We start from the raw sequence: 18755 nt of genomic DNA on the forward strand, positions 1-18755 counted from the left end.
CCAATGTTCGTGGTGTCCCGCGATGCCGAGATCCAGATCGGCCGTTCCGGCGACGCGGCCAGCCCCAGCTTCAAGGCGCGCGTCTGCCTCGAAGTGTCGACGCGCACGCGCTGGCCGGCAAGTATGGCCCGCACTTCGCCGGCAACGTCGCGCACCTTCTGTAGCGGCCGCTCGAAGGTTGTCGTGCACTCGCGACAACCGGAGGGTGGGCGAAGTCAAGCCCTGAGTGTGCTGGTAGACGCTCTGGTGCGCCGAGAAGATAATGCCGTGAATATTGTTCTGCGGAATGCGCCCTGGTGGGCTCTGTCGATTTATTTCGGTGTCGTATTCGCCGTCTGGATGGCGATCCTATGGCCGATCATGAGCCACGAAAATTCGAGCGGTGGGGCCGGCGGCGCCACCGTCGCGGCGATAGTCGGCGGGATCCTGTTCGGGGCAATCATGGGACCGATCACCGCACGCCAGTTTCGGGAATTGAACTCTGTCATCGGCCCGCTTTCGAACAGCGCCTATCGGTCGGCCAGGCGCGCAGCGGTACGTGGACCTGTACCGTCCGACCCCGAGATCCGGCGCGCGGCAATGGCGCTCGCCATCCGCGGATCGGATCGACTGAGACGCCGCGGCAGATGGACATATGGAACGCTAGCGATCATCGAAGCGATCATCGCCGTTTCGTACGCATACCGAGCCGTCACGTCGTCAGCGTGGTATTGGGGTCAGGCAACACTTTTCGCCCTTTTGACGGCCGCAATGCTGTATCCGCTGTGGTTGCGCGGACAGCTCGAGCGTCGGATCGAGCTGTTGAGGTCGAGCCGGGCTCCGGTCGTGTAGCTGACCGTGCGGCGGGCGGCGGCGGTGGACTCCCCGCCAACACGACACGCGACGGCCGGCCGCAGCCATGCACGTCGAGTCGCACGCGGTTGGGACAGATACCGCCACAACAAGTTCCGCCGATCCGGATCGCTTTGGCGTGCACCAGCGGGCGGTACGCCGAGCCTGTCTCTGTGGCACGACGCGTGGTCACCGCCCCGACTGCGCCGCGGCCGCGCGGCTGTCGAGCTGTGCCAGCGTCAGTGGATGGCGCGGTGCGGAATCCAGGACCGTGCTCGATCGGATGCGCAGACGGTCGTCGACATGCAGTAGCTCGCCCGGTGCCAGTGCCCGCCAGCCCGGGTCTTCGTCGGTGCGCTCGCTGGCCACGACGACCGCCGGGAATTCGCTCAGGTGTCCGCTGCGCGTTCGGATCCCGGCCCGCCCGGCCTGGTCCAGATGCCGAGCGCCTTGCGGGCCGCCTGCCGCGCGTTCGAGGACGTAAAGGCTGTGCGTGTCGGGGTATCGGAGTGCCCATAGGTTCGTTGCCGTGATGAGCACCAGGTTGAGGGCGTAGACCGGCAGCCGGTCCGCGATCCACCGGACCGCGTCGGTGATCCCGGCGGTGACGTCGCCGGCGTGCCGGTCGGTGCGTTGGGTGATCAGGGCGAAGAACCGTTCGGAATCGGTATCGCCGTGCACCAGATCGAGGTAGTCACCGAGTTCGGAGTCCAATTCGTCGAGGTCCTGCAGCACACCGTTGTGCGCGAACAGGCGGCCACGTTGTTCGAACGGGTGCGTGTTACGAGGTTGCAGCCCGCCTGTGGTGGCATAGCGGATGTGCGCGACGAACGTCATCGATTCTCGTTCGCGCGCCTCCCGAGCGAATTGAACGTCCTCGTACGCGGCGATCGGTTGTTTCTCCACCAGCGGGGCCCCATCGGCGGTGAAGGTGCCCAACCCGACGCCGTCGGGTTCGCGTCTGCTCTGTATCGCCAGACTGTCCGGTGCGTCCAGCAACCAGAATGTGGCCCGCACTCGCTGCGGTGCGGCCGACAAACCGAACAAGCGACACATGGGACTCCTGCCTGGGCGTTGTCCGCGTGTGATGAGTGTCCTGCGATCGTAGTCCCCGGCGTGATGGCAGGTCGGTTCCCCCGGGCGGGCAATGGCCTGGCCGACACCGAGTGCGGTCAGGAACTCGCGCGCGGCACGCTCGGCAGCGGCCAGGTCGAGGTGTTCCCCGGAGCAATCGAATGGGACACCGCGCGATACCGGACCGGGCTACGCCCGATGACACCTGACGGGCCGCCGCTGATCGGGCTGGGCAGCTAGGCGGAGGTATGCCTATCGCTGATCTGCCGGCCAGCGGGCGATCACGAACTGGGTTGGGGCACATCGACGTGGCAGTTGTCGACTTTCGGGTTCATGCCGAGGTAGTTGAGCGGTCCGGCGAGGATGGTGACCGCGATGGTTCCGGTGCTCGCGCAGTTGGTCGGTTGGCTGTCGTAGTAGTGCCGTTGCCCAGCGGCGATGGCGCCGATGATCAGCCACACGAACACCAGCACCATGAGGAGGCTGGTCTTTCTCGAGCGGCTTCCTCGGTACATTCGCCTGCTGTTGTTGGCGTACGTTCTCATTCTCTTGTCTCCGGTTGGTCGAATATCTCACTGCTGGTACATGTTTCGGTTTCGGGATCACTGTTCGTCGCAGACTCTGGACTCTGCGGTATCCCGATGCGGACAGGGGCCGCGTTTCGAACGCGTCGCCGAGGGGTTGTCCGATTACTCGAGTCGGTCGCGCCAACTCGGATTGGTACGGATATGCCGTGAACCGCCGGCGTGTTCGTTGAGGTCGCGACTCAGCGCGGTGTCCCCAGGATGGCGCCGGCGCAGCAGGCTTCCTACGGTTCCGCCGAGGGCGCGGCGCCGGCCATGCGCCGATGGGCGGTTGAGTACCGCCATTGCGATAGCGCCGATGGCGATGCCGACGATAAGGGTGATGATGATGAGCATGGCGGCTCCGTAGGTAGTGCTCGGGTTGTGCATCCGCGGTGAGGACTCGCTACGGGCTGGGTTGCCGCTTGGGGGAGTTGTTCACTGTGGGGTTCGGCCTCGGCGGGTTGCGGCGCAGTCGCTGTCGGCGGGCTGCGCCGGGCCGGTCAGTAGTAGTGGCGTCGGCCACCGATGGCGTGGCCGGTGCGGCCCGCGACCATCAGCACCAAACCGATGACCAGCACGATGATTCCGACGGTGACCAGCAGGTGGATGCCGAGCAGGAATCCGGCGACGAGCAGGACTGCTCCGAGAACGATCATGACGGGATACCTGATTTCACAAATAGTTGAGATGTCATGCAATGCGGGTGCATCGGCCACAACGTCGGTGGTGCCGTGTGGCTGTAGTAGGTGGGGTTCGCGGCGGGCATTTGCCCCGCGGCGCGCTGTGCGGCGGGCGCCGGCCAACAGCATGCCCAGCCCCGCGATTCCGATGCCGACGACCACGATGATGACGATCCTCCAAGCCTTTGCTCGGATCTGTTGTTCCTCCCAGTACACGCCGCCCATAGGCTAATGTCAACGATGTAGGTCTACACTCTCTGTCTACAGTGGTTCTTCCGGCGAAGGGAGCTTCCCGCGATGACCGAACCCCCGATCAACCGCAACAATTCCGGTCCCGCTACCGACGGTCGCGGCCCTGCCACCGATGGTCGCGGTGAGGGGCCGATTACGCGGGCGGCAGTGGTGATCTACCGGCACGTATCGAACAAGGCCGCGGTGCTCGACGGTGTCGCCGAGATGGTGTTCGCGCAACTGTCGGTCGATGCCGCCGATCCGGATTGGGCCACCCAGTTACGTGTGGTTGCCCGTGACTTCCGCCGGTTGGCGCTGGCGCATCCACGGGTGGTGCCGCTGCTGGTGACCCGGCCGTTGGCGACACCGCTCGGGCAACGTCCGACCGCCGTGCTGCGGCCGTTGGAGGACGTCCTCGCGCTACTGACCCGCGCCGGGTTCGGCGGCGCCGACGCTCTGCACATCTACCGGGCAGTGTTCGGATTCCTCTACGGCCACATCCTCAACGAGTTGCAAGAACTCGTGGAACGCCCCGAGGAAACCGACGAAGTGCTGCGGCTCGGGCTGCATCGGTTGCCGATCGCGCAGTCCCCACTGCTACGCGAACTGGCACCGGTCCTGGCCGCCTACGACGGCGCCGCCGAACTCGAACGCGGCCTAGACATCCTGCTCACCGGCTTGGCCACCACACTGACAGACCCCGGCGGCGACTCACCGGGTTCTGCACCAGATAACCGAACACAACCACACAATCGGAGCTGAACCCACCGTGAATACCTATCTCGACTCTCCCGACCTGCCCTTCCGCCTGCAGTTCTCCGCCACTGAACCCGCGGCGGTGGCCACCGCCGCCCGCGCCTGGGTCTCACACGGGCAGATCTTCACTGTCGCCCTCACCAGCGAATCGGGTGCGGTCGAAAACCGGTATCTGCTGGTGAATTTCGGCGCCGTCTCCTGCCTGACCGTGCACGACCAGGACAAGCTCGACGACCCCGGCCAACGGCTCATCACCTACACCGCGTCGCTGACCGAGGGCGGTGACCTCGATATCGAAACCCGATCACTGTCCGCCCACGCCAGTTGAGAGCAATCGAATCCCCGCTCCGCCAACCCAACTCGGTTCAGCGGCTGACCGCCACCGTCTGCGCCGACTCGGATTCACGACGACGATGACACTGCCCGCGAAACATCAACACCAACCACGGAAACAGCATCCTCGTGAACATCATCGATGACCGCGCCGAAGAGGCTGCACCGGGATCGACAGCACCGGACCCGCCGCACCCCAGCACCGACCGATCTCGAACACACGAGGTCGCATGGATGGGGGCGCGACACCTGCGACACACCATCGCGGCAATTGCGTGGACGTTGGCGTTCGCATATCTGGTCGTCGAATTCGTGACCGCTATCGCCTGGAAATCGGACTACAGCTTCCGTCATGACACGATCAGCGATCTCGGTATCACCACCTGCACACCAAATCTGTGCTCACCACTGCATCTGCTGATGAACGCGACATTCGTCGTGCTCGGCCTGCTCACAATCGTCGGCGCCATCGGATTCCGCGACTACATTCCCCACGGACCCCGACAGTGGTCGATCGTCGCACTGGCTGTCATCATCGGCCTGAGCACCGCCGCGACCGGCGTGTTCCCCTCCAACGACGGAATCGTCGTGCACGGGCTCGCGGTGATGCCCGCGTTGGTGTCGCGGCACATCGTGCTGACCCTGCTGTCGATCTGGTTGTGGAAACAACGCCGCCTCGCCGCGATCTGGTCCGGGGTCTGCGCATCGACCGGACTCACCGGCACAGTTCTGCTGACCATCGGCCTGCAGGTCGGAATCGCCGAACGACTCGTCTTCTACCCGCTACCGACCTGGATGGCCATCACCGGCGCCGCCATCATGCTCAAACCCTTCTGGAACGCAGTACCGCGCCGGACGCGATCGCCGCTGGGCAACCAGGAACTCCGCGGCATCGCTTTCGGTAGCAATTGGGCGACTCAGACCGCTCAGTCCGATGATCATCGGGGATTACGGTGAGTATCGCGGTAAAGGCGGAGCAGGTAACGGCGGCGGAGTCGACTATGAACACATCCCGCCTCCGTCCGAGTAACAGTTGCCACCTACTGGAATGGATACGCACATGCAGATTCAGATCAATACCGACAGCAACATCGACAGCGGCGAAAAGCTGATCCGGCACGTCGAGGAGGAGATCGCTTCGACGCTCGAGCACTTCAGCGACCAGATCACCAGCGTCGAAGCCCATCTCAGTGACCAGAACGCGGGCAAAGGCGGACCGGACGACAAGCGATGCGTGCTGGAGGCTCGTCCAACCGGTCAGCATCCGGTCGCGGTGACCCACAATGCGGCGACGATCGATGACGCCTGCCGGGGCGCGGCCGAGAGCATGGCACGTCTGCTCGCCAGCCGGTTCGGCCGACTGCACGAGACAAAGGGTGGCGACTCCATCAGGCACCCGCACACGAACTGAGTCAGATCGGCAGGCCAGCACCGGGTTATTCGGTATTCGGGCCCGGATGTTCCCTCGCAGAGGCGAGAAGAGCGGGGCGAAGTCGGCGGCCTATCGCGTCGGGTAAAGGGCGCGCAATTGGTGTTTGTAGATCTTGCCCGAGTCGTCGCGTGGTAGCTGGGCGACGATTCGTATGACGGTTGGGATTTTGTAGTCGGCCAGTTGGCCGTTCAGGCCGGAGCGGATGTTCTGGTCGGTGAGGTGTGCGCTGGGGCGAGCGACGATGTGGGCGGCTACGGCTTCGCCGAGATCGGTGGGGTCGGGGATGCCGAATACCGCGACATCTTCTACGCCGGGGATGGCGGCTATCGCGGCTTCGATTTCGGCGGGGTAGATATTTACACCGCCCTTGATGATTACGTCGCTGATGCGGCCGGTCAGATAGAGGTAGCCGTCATTGTCGAGGTAGCCGAGGTCGCCGACGGTGATCATGTCCTGGACCGGGCTCGGCTCGGCTGTGTGGTTGAGGTAGCGGAAGTGGGGCCAGTAGTCGGCGCCGCGGATGAATACCCGACCGATCTGTCCCGGCGGCAGGGCTGTGCCGTCCTCGGCGAGGATGGTGACCGCCGAGCCGTCAACCGGTAGCCCGACGCTGCCGGGGTGGTTCGTCCATTCGGCGGCGCTGATCCAGGTGATCGCACCGGCCTCGCTGCAGCCGTAGAACTCCCAGAGCGCATCGCCGAACCAGTCGATGGCGGCGCGCTTCACCGCGGGTGGGCAGGGTGCTGCGGAGTGGATGAGATGGGTCAGGCTGGAGGTGTCGTAGCGGGCCCGGATCTCCGGTGGCAGGGACACCAGCCTGGACAGCATGGTGGGTACGACCTTGGCCTGCTGGATGCGGTGTCCATGCACGTGGTGCAGGAATCGTTCGGCGTTCCACCGCGGCATGATCGTGATGTTGGTGCCCATGCGCAGCGCGAGCGTCGCGACCGCGTTCGGGCTGGTGTGATACAGCGGACCGGTGACCAGCATCTGGCCGCCCGAGGACAAGCCCATTCGTTGGGCCGTGGCACCGGCGATCGACAGCAGCTGGTGTGGTGTCATACGTTGGCGTAGAACGCCTTTCGGCCTTCCCGTGGTGCCCGAGGTGTAGACCAGGCCCATGGAATCGGCGATGGCGCCGTCGATGTGTCCGAGGGGCTGAGATCGGTCGTCGATCCAGTCCTCGAACAGCGGATGGCGGCCCGTTGCCGCTACCAGTCCAGGATCGAGACCGGCCTCATGCAACAGCTCTTCCGGCATAGCGACCTCGACCACGATCGGATCCGTCGCGGCCGACTCGATGGCCTTCTCGACTACCGGGATGAACTCGGTGTGTGCGATGACGATGCCGACGTTGGCGTCGGCGAGCACATGCGCGACTTCTGGGGCCTGCCAGCGAGTGTTGATGGGAACGGGATTGCCGCCGCACGCCGCCGTGGCGAGCGAGGCCTCGAGGAATTCGATGTCGTTGCGCGCCATGATGGCCACCCGGCTGCCGGATCCGACTCCGGCACCTGCCAATGCGGCCGCGAGTTGCCCGGCCCGCCGATGCGAATCCGATTGGAGCCGAACACGGGTGCCGCAGGTGATGGTTGGCACGCTGGTGTCGCTCATAGTCGGCAGTGTGCCATGCGCGCCGATCGGGTTCTGGTGGCAACGGGTTTCGGCCCATTCGGGCGGGGTTGGTGGAATAATCGGCCGGACTGCCAGGAAGGGTTGTCGGGGGAGCATGGGGACCAGGAGAGCACTGCTGCAAGCGGGGTTGGTTCTGCCGCTGGCTGCTTGTGCGCCGCAATTGCTGTGGGGGGATTCGGGGCGGGTTCGGATCGGGGTGTCGTGGAGCGGTGCGGAGTTGGCGGCATTTCGGGCGGTGCTGGCGCGGTTGGCCATTGCGGAATCGGTGGATGTGATTCCGATGGGCGACGATGTCGGGACCGCGTTCACCGCGGGCGGTAAATCGGCGCCGGATATCGTCATGCTGCCGCAGGCGGGACAGGTCCGTGATCTCGTCGATGACGATCGACTGCGACCGATCGCCGATGGGCTGTGGACCGACGATGCCGGGTTGCGCTATTCGGAGCCGTGGCGACAGTTGTTGCACCAGAAGGGAAAACCGTACGGGGTGCCGTTCAAAGCGGCGGATAAATCGCTGGTCTGGTACGACCGGCAGGCGATCGAGCGCTATCGCCTCGGCGACCCGGCCAATTGGACGATCCCTGATTGGATTGATCGGATGGAGGTGCTCGCCGGTACGCCGATCCGGCTGCTCGCCCTCGCGGCCGGGGACGGGTGGGTGTTGACCGACTTCTTCGAGAATGTGCTGCGCGCCGAATCACCGCGCACTTACGACGATTTGGCGGTTGGGCAGGACAACCGAACCTGGGACCGTCCGGCCGTGCGTGCCGCGTTCGGACATCTCGCGCGGTTGTGGGGACAGCGGCACGCCTTCGCAGGTGGTGTCGCAGTAGCCTTGACCAGGCAGTTTCCGGACGCGATCCGGGATGTGTTCGAGCACGGGCGCGCCGCCATGGTGATCGCCCCCGATTTCGCCGAACCCATTGTGCGCGCGAGTCTTCGGGCCGCCGGGCGGCAGGAGGACGCGGTCGGTATCGCGCAGTTCCCGACCGTCGGCCTCGGCGGGGAGCGCCCGCGAATTGTCGGCGGTGATGTCGTGGTGGTGACCAAATACGCCGAACAGCGCGCCGACGAGGTGGTCGCGGCGCTGGCCGCACCCGAGGCGCCCCTGCCCTGGATCGAGGGCGACGGCGGCTTCATCGGCCCGAATCTTCGGACCTCCGCGCGGTATTCGACGTTGATCGAGCCGATCGCGCGATCGCAGACCTCGTGGAGTGCCTTCGACCTCTCCGATCAGCTCGGGGCCGTCGGCGCCCGAAATGGGCTGTGGCGCATCCTGACTGCCTTCCTCACTACGATCGGTGACGGGATGAACGCACATCCGGAGCGCGCGATCGATACCGCGATCACCGCACTCGATACCTTCGAGCGGGGCCGCCGATGACGGGTGTCGCCGATTTCCGGGCCAATGGCCTGCGCCTCGAGCTCGCGACCAGACGGATGCGCGGTCCGCTCGTGCCCGGTGGCCGCCCGCGCCGCTGGCTCGGCCGGGCGGGTCTGCTCGCGGTCGGGCTGATCGTGCTGCTGCTGGTGGCTCCGACGGTGTGGACGCTGGCGATCGCGGTGCATACGCGTCCGCGAATCGCGGTGTCCTGCACAGTTGTTGCCGGTGCGGCCGTCGCGTTCACGCTGATTTCCCGGCGTCGGCGGCCCGGCCGCGTCCGCCTCGTGCTGCGGTCGATATTCGCTGGGATCGCCGCACTCGGACTGTGGTTTCTCGGCGCCGCGCTGACCGGTGACGGGGTGTGGGCGTACCTGCGCACGCTGCTCTGGGTTGTCTTCGGATTGACGCTGCTGCTCGCCGCGCTGGTGATCGCGTGGTGGTCGCGCAATGCGCGCTGGCTCTCGGCGCCGCTGATCATTCCCTTCGGCATCTCGGCATTTGTCTCGGGCGTCGCTTTCCGGTTGATCTTCGAAAATCTCGCCGACCGGTTCGGCATCGATACCGTTGGCTGGTACCGGGTTTGGTACGCGGTGATGCTCGGTTCGGCATTCCTGTGGACCTGGCTCGGCTTCCTCACCGGACTGTTCCGCGCCGATATCCGCGCCATCGAGGCCGATCCGGTGCGGTCGGGTTATCTGCACGGCGAGCGGAAGCGGCTGCCGGTGGCGCGGCTGCTGGAACTCGTGCGTCCGGTATTGCTGATCCTCGGCCTGGTGGTCGGCGTCGCGGCGGCGAGGGTCTTCGATGTGGTGTTGATCGGGGTGCCGGGCTCGATGCAATATCAGGTCGACAGCGCGACAGTGCAGTGGTGGCGGCTGGCCACCGATCCCGATCCCGATCTCGGCGCCGGTGTGGCGGCCGCGTACGCCCTGCCGCTGGCGGTGCTGGTCGGTTTCGTGGCCTGGCTGCTGCAGACCGGCGTGCGCAGGCATCAGGTCGGGTGGTCGGCGTCGGCGATACCGACCCGGGTAGACCACGCCAGGCCGCGGATCGGTCCGGTCCGCGCGACGGGTATCGCACTGGTGTCGGTGTTCGCGTTGATTCCGATCCTGGTGCTGATCGCCGTCTGTCTGGACAGTCCTACCGGATCCGGCCTATCCGCGATTACCGGCATGTGGCATGACCAGGTGTTTCAACATGCTTGGCAGACAACGTTCCTGGTCGCCGGCCTGGCCACGATCGTCGTGGTGGCCGCGGCGCTGCCGGTTGCCCATCGACTGGCCTCGATCCGCCCGGATCGAATGGTGGCGCGGATCGCGGTGGTGTCATTGGTCGTCTTATCGGTGCTGCCCGCACAGAGCTATCTGGGTTCGCTCGACGCTTTCATCGATGCGTTCGGCCTGTCCGGGACCAGAATTCCGTTGATCTTCGTACACGCGGCCGCCGGATTGCCCATCGCGATCCTGATTCTGCGCGGTGCGATGCTGGCCCCGCCGAATAGTCCGGCTGCCGACGTACTGCACGGACTGGCGAGTCCGGGCACCATCATGCGGCGGCTACTGGAATCGGCGGGCCCGGCCGTGGTCGCGGTGGCGGTGCTGGAATTCATCCAGGTGTGGAACGACTTCTTCATCGGGCTGATGATGAACGGCGCGGGTGCGAGCCCGTGGTCGCTGCTGTTGTGGGGCGAGGCACGGCAATTCAATGAGAATGCCGCGCGGTTGGCGGCGGGATCGCTGCTGTCGGCGGTGCTGCCGGTCCTGCTGTTGCTCGCGACGTGGCGGCGCTGGTTGGTGCCGGGACTGACCGGAAGAGCATTGCGATGACACAGCCGCGCGGGCACGAATCGGCACCGCAGACCACACCGCGATCCTCGATCTGGGAGGGCGTGCTCGGCACCGCGGAGGTGGTCGCGTGGGCGCTGGTACTGGAACTGGGCCGCAATATCGTGGTGAATTCGCTCGGCGACAACAGTGCGGTCAAGGTGATCGGTGGTCTGCTGCGTGGGCTGGCCGTCGTCGTTGTGCTGGCCGCTGGGACGTATGTGGTGTACCGGCGCGTCGAGAAGTTTCGCGAAAGACTGCGCACCGAACGGGAACTCGCGCTGATCGCGGAACTGGTCGAGCCGGGAGAACCGGTCCGATTCGTCGGTGCCAGAGACTGTCCCGATCCGCCGCAAGAGGTTCTGGATCACGACCCCACGCTGGCGGCCTTGCGGGACCTGCCGGTCCACGAATTCGAAACGGCCGCATTGCTGGCCGTGTTGTCGGCGATTCTCGATGCGCCCACGCGACTGCCGTCGGATTCGCCACCGCAGCAGCGCAACGCGGCGCTACTGCTGGAGGACCTCGCGGTGCGGGGCATCGTGGCATATCTCGGGGCCGACCGCTACTGCCTGCGCAAGACGCCTCGGCTGCCGGTGCTGGCCGAGGTCGTTACCGGTCCGCGCTGGCAGGCGGCGCTGCCAGCGCTACTGCACCACTATGCCGACCGCGCGACCCGCTGGGCGATCGCGTTGGAATCGGTTCGTTTCGCCAAGGGGGCACGGCGGTGGTTCGAGGCGGAGGAACCGTACCTGCGCAAGCTCTTCCCGGCGCCTTCGGTGCGCCTACCGGCCGCCGCGATACACGAGCTCGCCCGTATCGTCGACGCCCTGGATGTCTGGTATGCCCGGAAAGGACTGTCGGAGAATACCTCCGGTGTGGCCGATGCACTCCGTCGGCTGACGGATCCGGATGAATTCCCGCTGCGTGCCGACCTGGCTGAGTTGCGGGCGGGCAGACTCCAACGGCGGCCGCCGAAGTATCGTCCGCGCGGCTTGTCGACCAGTCTGTCCGCGCGTTGGGCGCACTACACCGCGTTGGATCGACTCGCCGTCGCATCGCCGAGCCCGCTCGTGCTGGTCGATGCGGAGAATCAGCTGGAGGCCGCCTGGTGGCTGCTGCCGCGAGCAGATGTGGCGGGGGAGGTCTGCGCGTTGATCAACCTGGCCGTCGTACATCTGCATCAGGGCCGGCTCGACGCTGCACAGGACCGTCTGGAACTCGCCGAAGCTCTCACCCGCGCGGGCCGTTACCCGGCGGGTCGCGCGCACGTATTCGAAACGCTCGGCATCCTCTGGTGGACGCGTGGCGAACCCCGTCGGGCCCTGCGGCACTGGCAGCGGGCGCTCACCGGCTACCGCGAACTCGATGACGACCTCGGCACCGGCCGCTGCCTGCAGCACCTCGGCTCGGCCGTGGTCGTCGCCCCGGAATACGGCGGCCTATTGCTCGGTACCGATCCACCCCTGACCCGCGCGGAAGTGCTCCGTCAGGCCGGTGGCTGGCTCGCCGAGGCAAGCAGGCTCCACCCGGATGCCCTGCATGCCCAACACTATGCCCGGCAGGCCGGTTCCACTCTCGGTGCCGTGGGCGACTGGCCGCTGCCCGCCCCGGAACCGCACTGGACTGGCCGCTGACGATATCGTCTTCCCTTCCTCTGACGAGGGGAAATGATCTGCAGATCAGGGGTTTTCGCGTTCCGGATGCGCGGGGTGGGCCGGGTGCTTAGGCTCACGGGGCTTATTTGTTCGAATGCCTGGAGTTTTTTCGATGACGATTCCGTCAGCGCAGGGCCGGTCCGGTCGCGCACCGCTCAGTTCGCCGATTGATACGGACGGTCCGCGGGTTTCGTTGTATTCGCCGGAGTTCGCGGCGGATCCACACGCGGCGTATCGGGCGATGCGGGAGCGATACGGGGCGCTGGTGCCGGTGGAGTTGGCGGCGGGCGTGCCCGCGACATTGGTGATCGGGTATTACACGGCGTTGCAGATCATGAATGATCCGGATCACTTTCCGGCGGATCCGCGGGTCTGGCAGCGCGATGTGCCCGACGACTGCCCGGTGCTGCCGATGATGCAGTGGCGGCCGAACGCGTTGCGCAATGCCGGCAAGGAGCATGCGCGCTATCGACAGGTCAATACCGCGGGTCTGGACAAGGTCGATCAGTACCGCCTGCACGACACCATAGCGAAACTCGCGATACCGCTGATCAATTCGTTCTGCGGGGACGGATCGGCGGATCTGGTGCGCCAGTACGCGTTTCCGCTCGCCTTCGCGGTGCTCAACGCCATGCTCGGGTGTCCGGCCGAACTCGCGCAGCAGGCCGCGACGGGGATGGCCGCGATCTTCGAGGGCGTCGACGCGGACCGCGGGAACCAGCTGCTCATCGGCGCCATGGCGGAGTTGATCCAGCTCAAGCGCGTCGAGCCCGGCGACGATATCACCTCGCGGATGCTGCTGCACCCGGCCGGGCTCAGCGATACCGAGATGGTGCACCAGTTGGGCACGTTGTACGGCGCCGGCATCGAACCGCAACAGAATCTGATCGTGAACACGCTGCTGCTGATCCTCACCGACGAGCGGTTCGGCGGCAGTGTGCTGGGCGGTAGCCTCGTGACGCGCGACGCGCTCGATGAGGTGTTGTTCAACGATCCGCCGATGGCCAACTTCTGCCTCAGCTATCCGCGCCAGCCGATCCTCATCGACAACGTGTGGTTGCCCGCGCACCAGCCGGTCGTCATCAGTATGGCCGCCTGCAACGCCGATCCGCAGATTGCCGCGAATCAATACGCGGGCAACAGATCCCATTTGTCCTGGGGCGCCGGACCGCACGTCTGCCCGGCCAGTTCGATGGCATACCTGATCGCCCAGGACGCCATCGACCAACTACTCGACGCACTCCCCGAAATCCGTCTTGCCTGCACACCCGACGACCTGACCTGGCGGCCGGGCCCGTTCCACCGGGCCCTCACCGCACTGCCGATCACCTTCCCGGCCTCCCCGCCCCTACCTCAGCTGTAAGCCCAGCCAGAAGGCTCCCGAGTAGGCGCGGCGTCCTAGGACTGGCGGAGCCTCCCCGATGGGTGGGGGCCGTGCCAGGCTCGGCATATGCGATTGAGTATTTCTCTTGCCGACTTCACCTGGCCGGATTCGCCGGATGGGATCGGAGTGCGGGTCGATCGGATCGTGCGTGCGGCCGATCAGGCCGGGCTCGACTCGGTGTTCGTCATGGACCATCTGTTCCAGATCGGGTCGAACGGTCCGCCGGAGCACGACATGCTCGAGGCCTACGCCGCGCTGGGGTATATCGCTGGGCGGACCGAGCGAATTCGGCTGGGCGCGTTGGTGACTGCGGTGAGCTACCGGGATCCCGGGCTGCTGGTCAAGAGTGTCACGACCCTCGATGTGCTCTCCGGCGGCCGCGCCTGGCTCGGTATCGGTGCGGCCTGGAATGCCGATGAATCCGCGGGGCTCGGGCTGTTCTTTCCGCCGACATCGCAGCGGTACGAACGACTCGAGGAGACCCTGCGGATCGCGCGGCAGATGTGGGAAGGGTCCGAAAAGCCGTTCCACGGTAAGCATTACACGCTTACGCGGCCGCTGAACGTACCCAACTCACTGACCCGCCCGCATCCGCCGATCATGATCGGCGGCCAGGGTGAGCGCAAGACGCTCAGACTGGTCGCGCAATATGCGGACGCCTGCAACCTCTTCGGCCCATCCGTCGATATTGTGGCCGCCAAACTCGCTGTCCTGCGAGGACACTGCGAGGCGGTCGCCCGACCCTACGATGAGATCGAGAAGACCATGGTCGCGTACTTCTATCCGGATAAATCGGTTGCGGAGCAAGTCGATTCGTTCGGCCGTTTCGCCGAGGTCGGGATCGAGCACATCGTGCTGGGGCGGCCGGGTCCGTTCGTGGTGGAGGACTTCGAGAAGCTCGCCGAATTGGTGCTCGCGGTCAGGTGACCCTGCGGCGTTCCGGTCGCGATTGGCGGATCGATTCGGTCGAATTCATCTGAACTGCAACGAAGTTCATGCTGGCTGCGGTTTCGCCGAATTCCACCGCCCGAGACCGAGTACGCGGCGTTCCGCTCGGACCGATTCCCCAAACTTGGGAAAGAAGTGTGGGGCCTCGCGCGTAGCATTTACCAAGAGCGTCAAAGGGTTTCGCTCGTTAGGAGGACTAATCATGAAATCGTCCAATCGCACTGTTGTGTCCGCTGTCCCCAACCTGCGGGGCGCTCCGCTCGGGCAGCTTTCGGGTCAGAGCCTGACCGATCTGCTTGCGAACCTGGCCAACTCCTCGACCACCGGTATCTCGTTCAGTTCCGCTCTCATCTGATCCGAATATCTCGGCGTACCGGCTATCCCGTGAACCGTAAACCGCTTCCTTTTCGTCAGTTTGTGATCAAGGTGCATAGCCGGTGCGATTTGGCGTGCAATCACTGCTATATGTATGAGCACGTCGACCAATCCTGGCGTGGTCGCCCGATGGGGCTGGCTCCGGAGACGGCCACCCGGATTGCGTTCCGCATCGCCGAACATGCGTCGGCGCATGCGCTGCCGGAGGTCGCCATCGTGCTGCACGGCGGCGAACCGCTGCTGCTCGGTGTGGACCGCACCAGGGAATTCCTGGCCGCTCTGCACGCGGCCATCGCCCCGGTGGCCCGCCTGAATCTGCATATCCATACCAACGCGATCCTGCTCAGCGCGGCTTACCTCGACATGTTCGCCGAATACAATGTGCGGGTAGGTGTTTCGCTGGACGGCGACCGCGCCGCCAACGACCGGCATCGGCTGTACCGCAACGGACGCAGCAGTTATGACCAGGTGATCGCGAGCCTCGACCTGTTGCGCAAGCCGCAGTATCGCGCACTGTATTCCGGCCTGCTGTGCACGGTGGATATCGCCAACGATCCGATCGCCGTCTATCGCGGGTTGCTGGAGCAGCAGCCGCCGCGCATGGATCTGCTACTGCCGCATTCGAATTGGGAACATCAGCCACCGGGATTGCGGATACCGCGCGACCCGAACCAGCCGCAGCGGGGTGGCGGCGAGTACGCGCAATGGCTCATCGCCATGTTCGACGCATGGAATGCTGACGGTCGACCGGTACCGCTGCGTACCTTCGAATCGGTGGTGGCGGCCATGTACGGCCGTCCGAGCACCGCCGAGGCCATCGGACTCGATCCGGTGGATCTGCTGGTGATCGAAACCGATGGCACGCTCGAGCAGGTCGATTCGCTCAAGACCGCCTTCGAAGGTGCGGCGGCGACCGGACTGAACGTGTGGGACAACTGCTTCGACGAGGCTGCCGTGCTCCCCGGAATCACCGTGCGTCGCGACGGTATCGACGGCGTCAGCGCCACCTGCCGGTCCTGTGACGTGGTTCAGGTCTGCGGTGGTGGGTTCTATCCGCACCGATACCGACCGGGCACCGGATTCGACAATCCCTCTGTCTACTGCTCCGATTTGAAGGAGATGATCGATCATGTGGCCGAGTCGGAAGCCGCGGCAGGAAGAGGCGGCGCGCAGACCTCCGCACATGACACCATCGCTGAGTTGCACAGCTTGTCCGATGACGAATTCGACCAACTGGCAGCCGGTTTCGGTGATGCCGCCACGGTGAGTTGGCTGGCACAGGCCCAGTCTTCGCTGCAGCGCGAATTATTGTCTGCCGTCGGCCGATTCGGTCCACAGGACGACGAAAGATTCACCGCCGCTTGGGATGTGCTCGTCTCCCTGGACGCATCCGCGCCCGACGCAGTGGCCACGGTGCTGGCGCATCCCTACACCCGGGTATGGGCCACCACACTGCTGGAGGGGGTGAGCAAGGGTGAGATGGTGGCCGAGGATGTCCACCACTTGCAAGCGGTCGCCGCGAGTGCGGCGCTGCACGCGAGTAAGGATTTGCGGTTACCGGTGCCGGTGCGTGCGGGCGTTGCGCCGCTGCCCACCTTCGGGGCACTGAAAGCCATTGGGGACGAACAGGTCTGGATCGATACCGGCTCGGTCGAGGAGCTGGATCTGATACATCCATTGCGTCGGCTGACGGCGACCGACCTGAACGTCCCACTGGAGGACACCGACCCCTACCGCATCGGCCACAGCTATGCGGCCGATCGGCTCGGCGACGCCGAAGCGCATCGGTGGCAGCTCGCTTTCGCCGAGGGGATCGACTTCATCGACGAACATCTCACCGTTTACGCGCCAGGGCTGCGCGCCGGCTTGCGCGCGGTCATGCCGATGGAGCCGGATGAGAACTACGACCGAAGCGCCTCTATGCGACTGGCTTTCGGCGCGGTCGGCATCGGGCTGCGACGGGCGCTGGTATCGGCCGCGCTGCCGCTGATCCACGAATTCCAACACGTGAAGATGGGTGCCATCCTCGACATGTTCGAATTGTTCGACCGCTCCGATACAGCGCTGCGGTATTACGCACCGTGGCGACCGGATCCACGTCCGATCGAGGGGTTGTTGCAAGGCACCTACGCCCATATCGGCGTGACCGATTTCTGGCGGGTGCATCGCACGCGCGCCGAGGGGGCACAGCGCCAGGAATCGGAGCGGGAGTTCGTGCGGTGGCGGATGATGACCGCGGAAGCGATTCGTCAACTCCAGGCGTCCGGATCATTGACTGCGCTGGGGGAGCGGTTCGTCACGGGCATGAGTGCGACCGTGCGGCCGTGGCTCGCCGAATCGGTCGACCCCGCCGCGGAAAGTGCTGCGGTGCGCGCCGCCGAAACGCACCGCGCCACCTTCGACGAGCGCATGCAGGTGAGCCGTGCCGTCGATTGAGTCCGTACACAGTCTGTCAGAGGATCAATTCGCCCAGCTGGCAGCGGGTTTCGGCGATGTGGTGACGGTGCGTTGGCTGGTGCAGGCGCAGGCCTCGGTGCAACGTGAATTGTTGGCGGCGGTAGGCAGATTCGGCCCGCACGACGATGCGCGCTTCGCCGCCGCATGGGATGTGCTGGTGGGCTTGGACGCATCGGCACCGGACGCGGTCGCGGCGGTGCTCGCTCACCCCTACACTCGGGTGTGGGCGACCGCACTGCTCGAAAACATCAGTCGCGCTGAGTTCGTCGCCGCGGATGTCTACCACTTGGAGGCGGTTGCGGCGAGCGCCGCGCTGCTGGCAGGCGCGAAGCTGCGAATGCCGGTGCCCGCGCGCGACGGTGTGGCGCCTTTGCCGATGTTCGGCGCGTTGGGGGCTGCGGAGCGGGGATGGATCGATACCGGCGACGGGGACGTCGTACTGGCCGAGCCGGTGCGCAAGCTGACCTATGGCGATCTGACGGTCACGCTGGAGGACACCGATCCCTATCGGGCGCTGCCTTATCTCGGGAGCGAAATTCACCCGACCGGGAGGTTGAGTGATGTCGAGGCCGAGCGGTGGCAGCAGGCTTTCGTGGGCGCTGTCGGATTCATCGAAGAGCATCTGCCCGCGTATATGCCCGGCTTGCGTGCCGGTCTGCGGACGATATTGCCACTGCGACCGGAGGGCCCGACGAACCGGAGCGCCTCGGCCAGACTGGCGTTCGGCGCCGTGGGCATCGCCGCCCGGCACCTGGATCCGGAACCACTCGCCGAACTGCTGGTGCACGAATTCCAGCACGTCAAGCTGGGTGCAATGATGGACGCCTTTGAACTCTACGACCGTGCCGATATCGAACCGCGTTACCACCCGCCATGTTTTTCGCATCCGCGCCCGATCGAAGGCCTGCTGCACAGCACCTACGCTCACCTCGCCATCACCGACTTCTGGCGAGTCCAGCGCACCGTGACGACCGGAGCGGCAGCCGAGGTCGCCGAGCGTCGCTTCGCCGAAGTCCGTATGCTCACCGCCGAAGGTATTGCGCTACTGGCGGACGCCGGATCGCTCACCGCCCTGGGGGACACCATTGTCGAGGCAATGCGAAGCAGGATTACTGTCTAGCGTCAGGCGAATCTGAACCACCGATGATCATCATGCGGGATGGTCTCGCGCGGATGCCGCCACCAGCG

General features: G+C 65.4%; 19 protein-coding genes. 14 read left to right on the forward strand and 5 right to left on the reverse strand.

What is annotated here, in order from left to right; translation table 11 throughout:
• The first annotated feature begins 3 nt into the window (after nt 1–3).
• Nucleotides 4–831, forward strand: coding sequence for a hypothetical protein (locus OG874_RS02125; RefSeq protein ID WP_330253430.1), 828 nt, complete (start codon nt 4–6; stop codon nt 829–831).
• Nucleotides 832–1020: 189 nt separating this feature from the next.
• On the opposite strand, the gene OG874_RS02130 is transcribed toward OG874_RS02125, so the two are convergent.
• Entirely contained in the window at nt 1021–1887 is an 867-nt protein-coding gene (locus OG874_RS02130; RefSeq protein ID WP_330253431.1) for a class II glutamine amidotransferase, read from the reverse strand.
• A 63-nt stretch (nt 1888–1950) separates the two neighbouring features.
• Between OG874_RS02130 and OG874_RS02135 the strand changes: the two genes are divergently transcribed.
• Nucleotides 1951–2145, forward strand: a complete 195-nt coding sequence (locus OG874_RS02135; RefSeq protein ID WP_330253432.1) for a hypothetical protein — start codon at nt 1951–1953, stop codon at nt 2143–2145.
• Nucleotides 2146–2186: 41 nt separating this feature from the next.
• On the opposite strand, the gene OG874_RS02140 is transcribed toward OG874_RS02135, so the two are convergent.
• The 3 genes from OG874_RS02140 to OG874_RS02150 all read right to left on the reverse strand — a co-directional run bounded on the left by OG874_RS02140 (nt 2187) and on the right by OG874_RS02150 (nt 3127).
• A complete protein-coding gene (locus OG874_RS02140) occupies nt 2187–2450 on the reverse strand; it encodes a hypothetical protein (protein WP_330253433.1) in 264 nt (87 codons plus the stop codon).
• Nucleotides 2451–2594: 144 nt separating this feature from the next.
• A complete protein-coding gene (locus OG874_RS02145) occupies nt 2595–2825 on the reverse strand; it encodes a hypothetical protein (RefSeq protein ID WP_330253434.1) in 231 nt (76 codons plus the stop codon).
• A 146-nt stretch (nt 2826–2971) separates the two neighbouring features.
• Nucleotides 2972–3127: a DUF6131 family protein gene (locus OG874_RS02150; RefSeq protein ID WP_330257694.1), complete on the reverse strand. Its 156-nt coding sequence runs from the start codon at nt 3125–3127 to the stop codon at nt 2972–2974.
• A gap of 321 nt (nt 3128–3448) precedes the next feature.
• Between OG874_RS02150 and OG874_RS02155 the strand changes: the two genes are divergently transcribed.
• From OG874_RS02155 to OG874_RS02170, 4 genes are all read left to right on the forward strand, one after another.
• Complete coding sequence (locus tag OG874_RS02155) at nt 3449–4144, forward strand: TetR/AcrR family transcriptional regulator C-terminal domain-containing protein (protein ID WP_330253435.1); 696 nt, start codon at nt 3449–3451, stop codon at nt 4142–4144.
• Nucleotides 4145–4151: 7 nt separating this feature from the next.
• Nucleotides 4152–4466 (forward strand): hypothetical protein, encoded by a 315-nt coding sequence (locus tag OG874_RS02160; RefSeq protein WP_330253436.1) that lies wholly within the window; start codon nt 4152–4154, stop codon nt 4464–4466.
• Nucleotides 4467–4705: 239 nt separating this feature from the next.
• On the forward strand, nt 4706–5428 hold the full coding sequence (locus OG874_RS02165) for a DUF998 domain-containing protein (protein ID WP_330253437.1): 723 nt from the start codon (nt 4706–4708) through the stop codon (nt 5426–5428).
• A gap of 103 nt (nt 5429–5531) precedes the next feature.
• Nucleotides 5532–5882 carry an HPF/RaiA family ribosome-associated protein gene (locus OG874_RS02170; protein ID WP_330253438.1) on the forward strand — a complete coding sequence of 117 codons (351 nt, stop codon included), beginning with the start codon at nt 5532–5534 and terminating at the stop codon, nt 5880–5882.
• A gap of 90 nt (nt 5883–5972) precedes the next feature.
• Here the strand turns inward: OG874_RS02170 and OG874_RS02175 are convergent, their stop codons facing one another.
• Nucleotides 5973–7517 (reverse strand): AMP-binding protein, encoded by a 1545-nt coding sequence (locus OG874_RS02175; protein WP_330253439.1) that lies wholly within the window; start codon nt 7515–7517, stop codon nt 5973–5975.
• A gap of 115 nt (nt 7518–7632) precedes the next feature.
• On the opposite strand from OG874_RS02175, the gene OG874_RS02180 reads away from it, so the two are divergent.
• The 8 genes from OG874_RS02180 (at nt 7633) to OG874_RS02215 (ending at nt 18687) form a co-directional block, all read left to right on the forward strand.
• Complete coding sequence (locus OG874_RS02180; RefSeq protein WP_330253440.1) at nt 7633–8922, forward strand: ABC transporter substrate-binding protein; 1290 nt, start codon at nt 7633–7635, stop codon at nt 8920–8922.
• Entirely contained in the window at nt 8919–10748 is a 1830-nt protein-coding gene (locus OG874_RS02185; RefSeq protein ID WP_330253441.1) for a hypothetical protein, read from the forward strand. Before OG874_RS02180 ends, OG874_RS02185 begins: the two co-directional genes overlap by 4 nt.
• Entirely contained in the window at nt 10745–12382 is a 1638-nt protein-coding gene (locus OG874_RS02190; protein WP_330253442.1) for a tetratricopeptide repeat protein, read from the forward strand. Before OG874_RS02185 ends, OG874_RS02190 begins: the two co-directional genes overlap by 4 nt.
• 133 nt (nt 12383–12515) lie before the next feature.
• Complete coding sequence (locus OG874_RS02195; RefSeq protein ID WP_330253443.1) at nt 12516–13766, forward strand: cytochrome P450; 1251 nt, start codon at nt 12516–12518, stop codon at nt 13764–13766.
• Nucleotides 13767–13853: 87 nt separating this feature from the next.
• Nucleotides 13854–14714: an LLM class F420-dependent oxidoreductase gene (locus tag OG874_RS02200; protein WP_330253444.1), complete on the forward strand. Its 861-nt coding sequence runs from the start codon at nt 13854–13856 to the stop codon at nt 14712–14714.
• A 223-nt stretch (nt 14715–14937) separates the two neighbouring features.
• Nucleotides 14938–15090, forward strand: coding sequence for a hypothetical protein (locus OG874_RS02205; RefSeq protein WP_330253445.1), 153 nt, complete (start codon nt 14938–14940; stop codon nt 15088–15090).
• A gap of 62 nt (nt 15091–15152) precedes the next feature.
• Nucleotides 15153–17546 carry an FxsB family cyclophane-forming radical SAM/SPASM peptide maturase gene (locus OG874_RS02210; RefSeq protein ID WP_330253446.1) on the forward strand — a complete coding sequence of 798 codons (2394 nt, stop codon included), beginning with the start codon at nt 15153–15155 and terminating at the stop codon, nt 17544–17546.
• A complete protein-coding gene (locus OG874_RS02215) occupies nt 17533–18687 on the forward strand; it encodes an aKG-HExxH-type peptide beta-hydroxylase (RefSeq protein ID WP_330253447.1) in 1155 nt (384 codons plus the stop codon). The genes OG874_RS02210 and OG874_RS02215 overlap by 14 nt, the downstream gene beginning before the upstream one ends.
• The last annotated feature ends 68 nt before the right edge of the window (nt 18688–18755 follow it).

This window comes from Nocardia sp. NBC_00565 (assembly GCF_036345915.1).
Taxonomy (GTDB): domain Bacteria; phylum Actinomycetota; class Actinomycetes; order Mycobacteriales; family Mycobacteriaceae; genus Nocardia.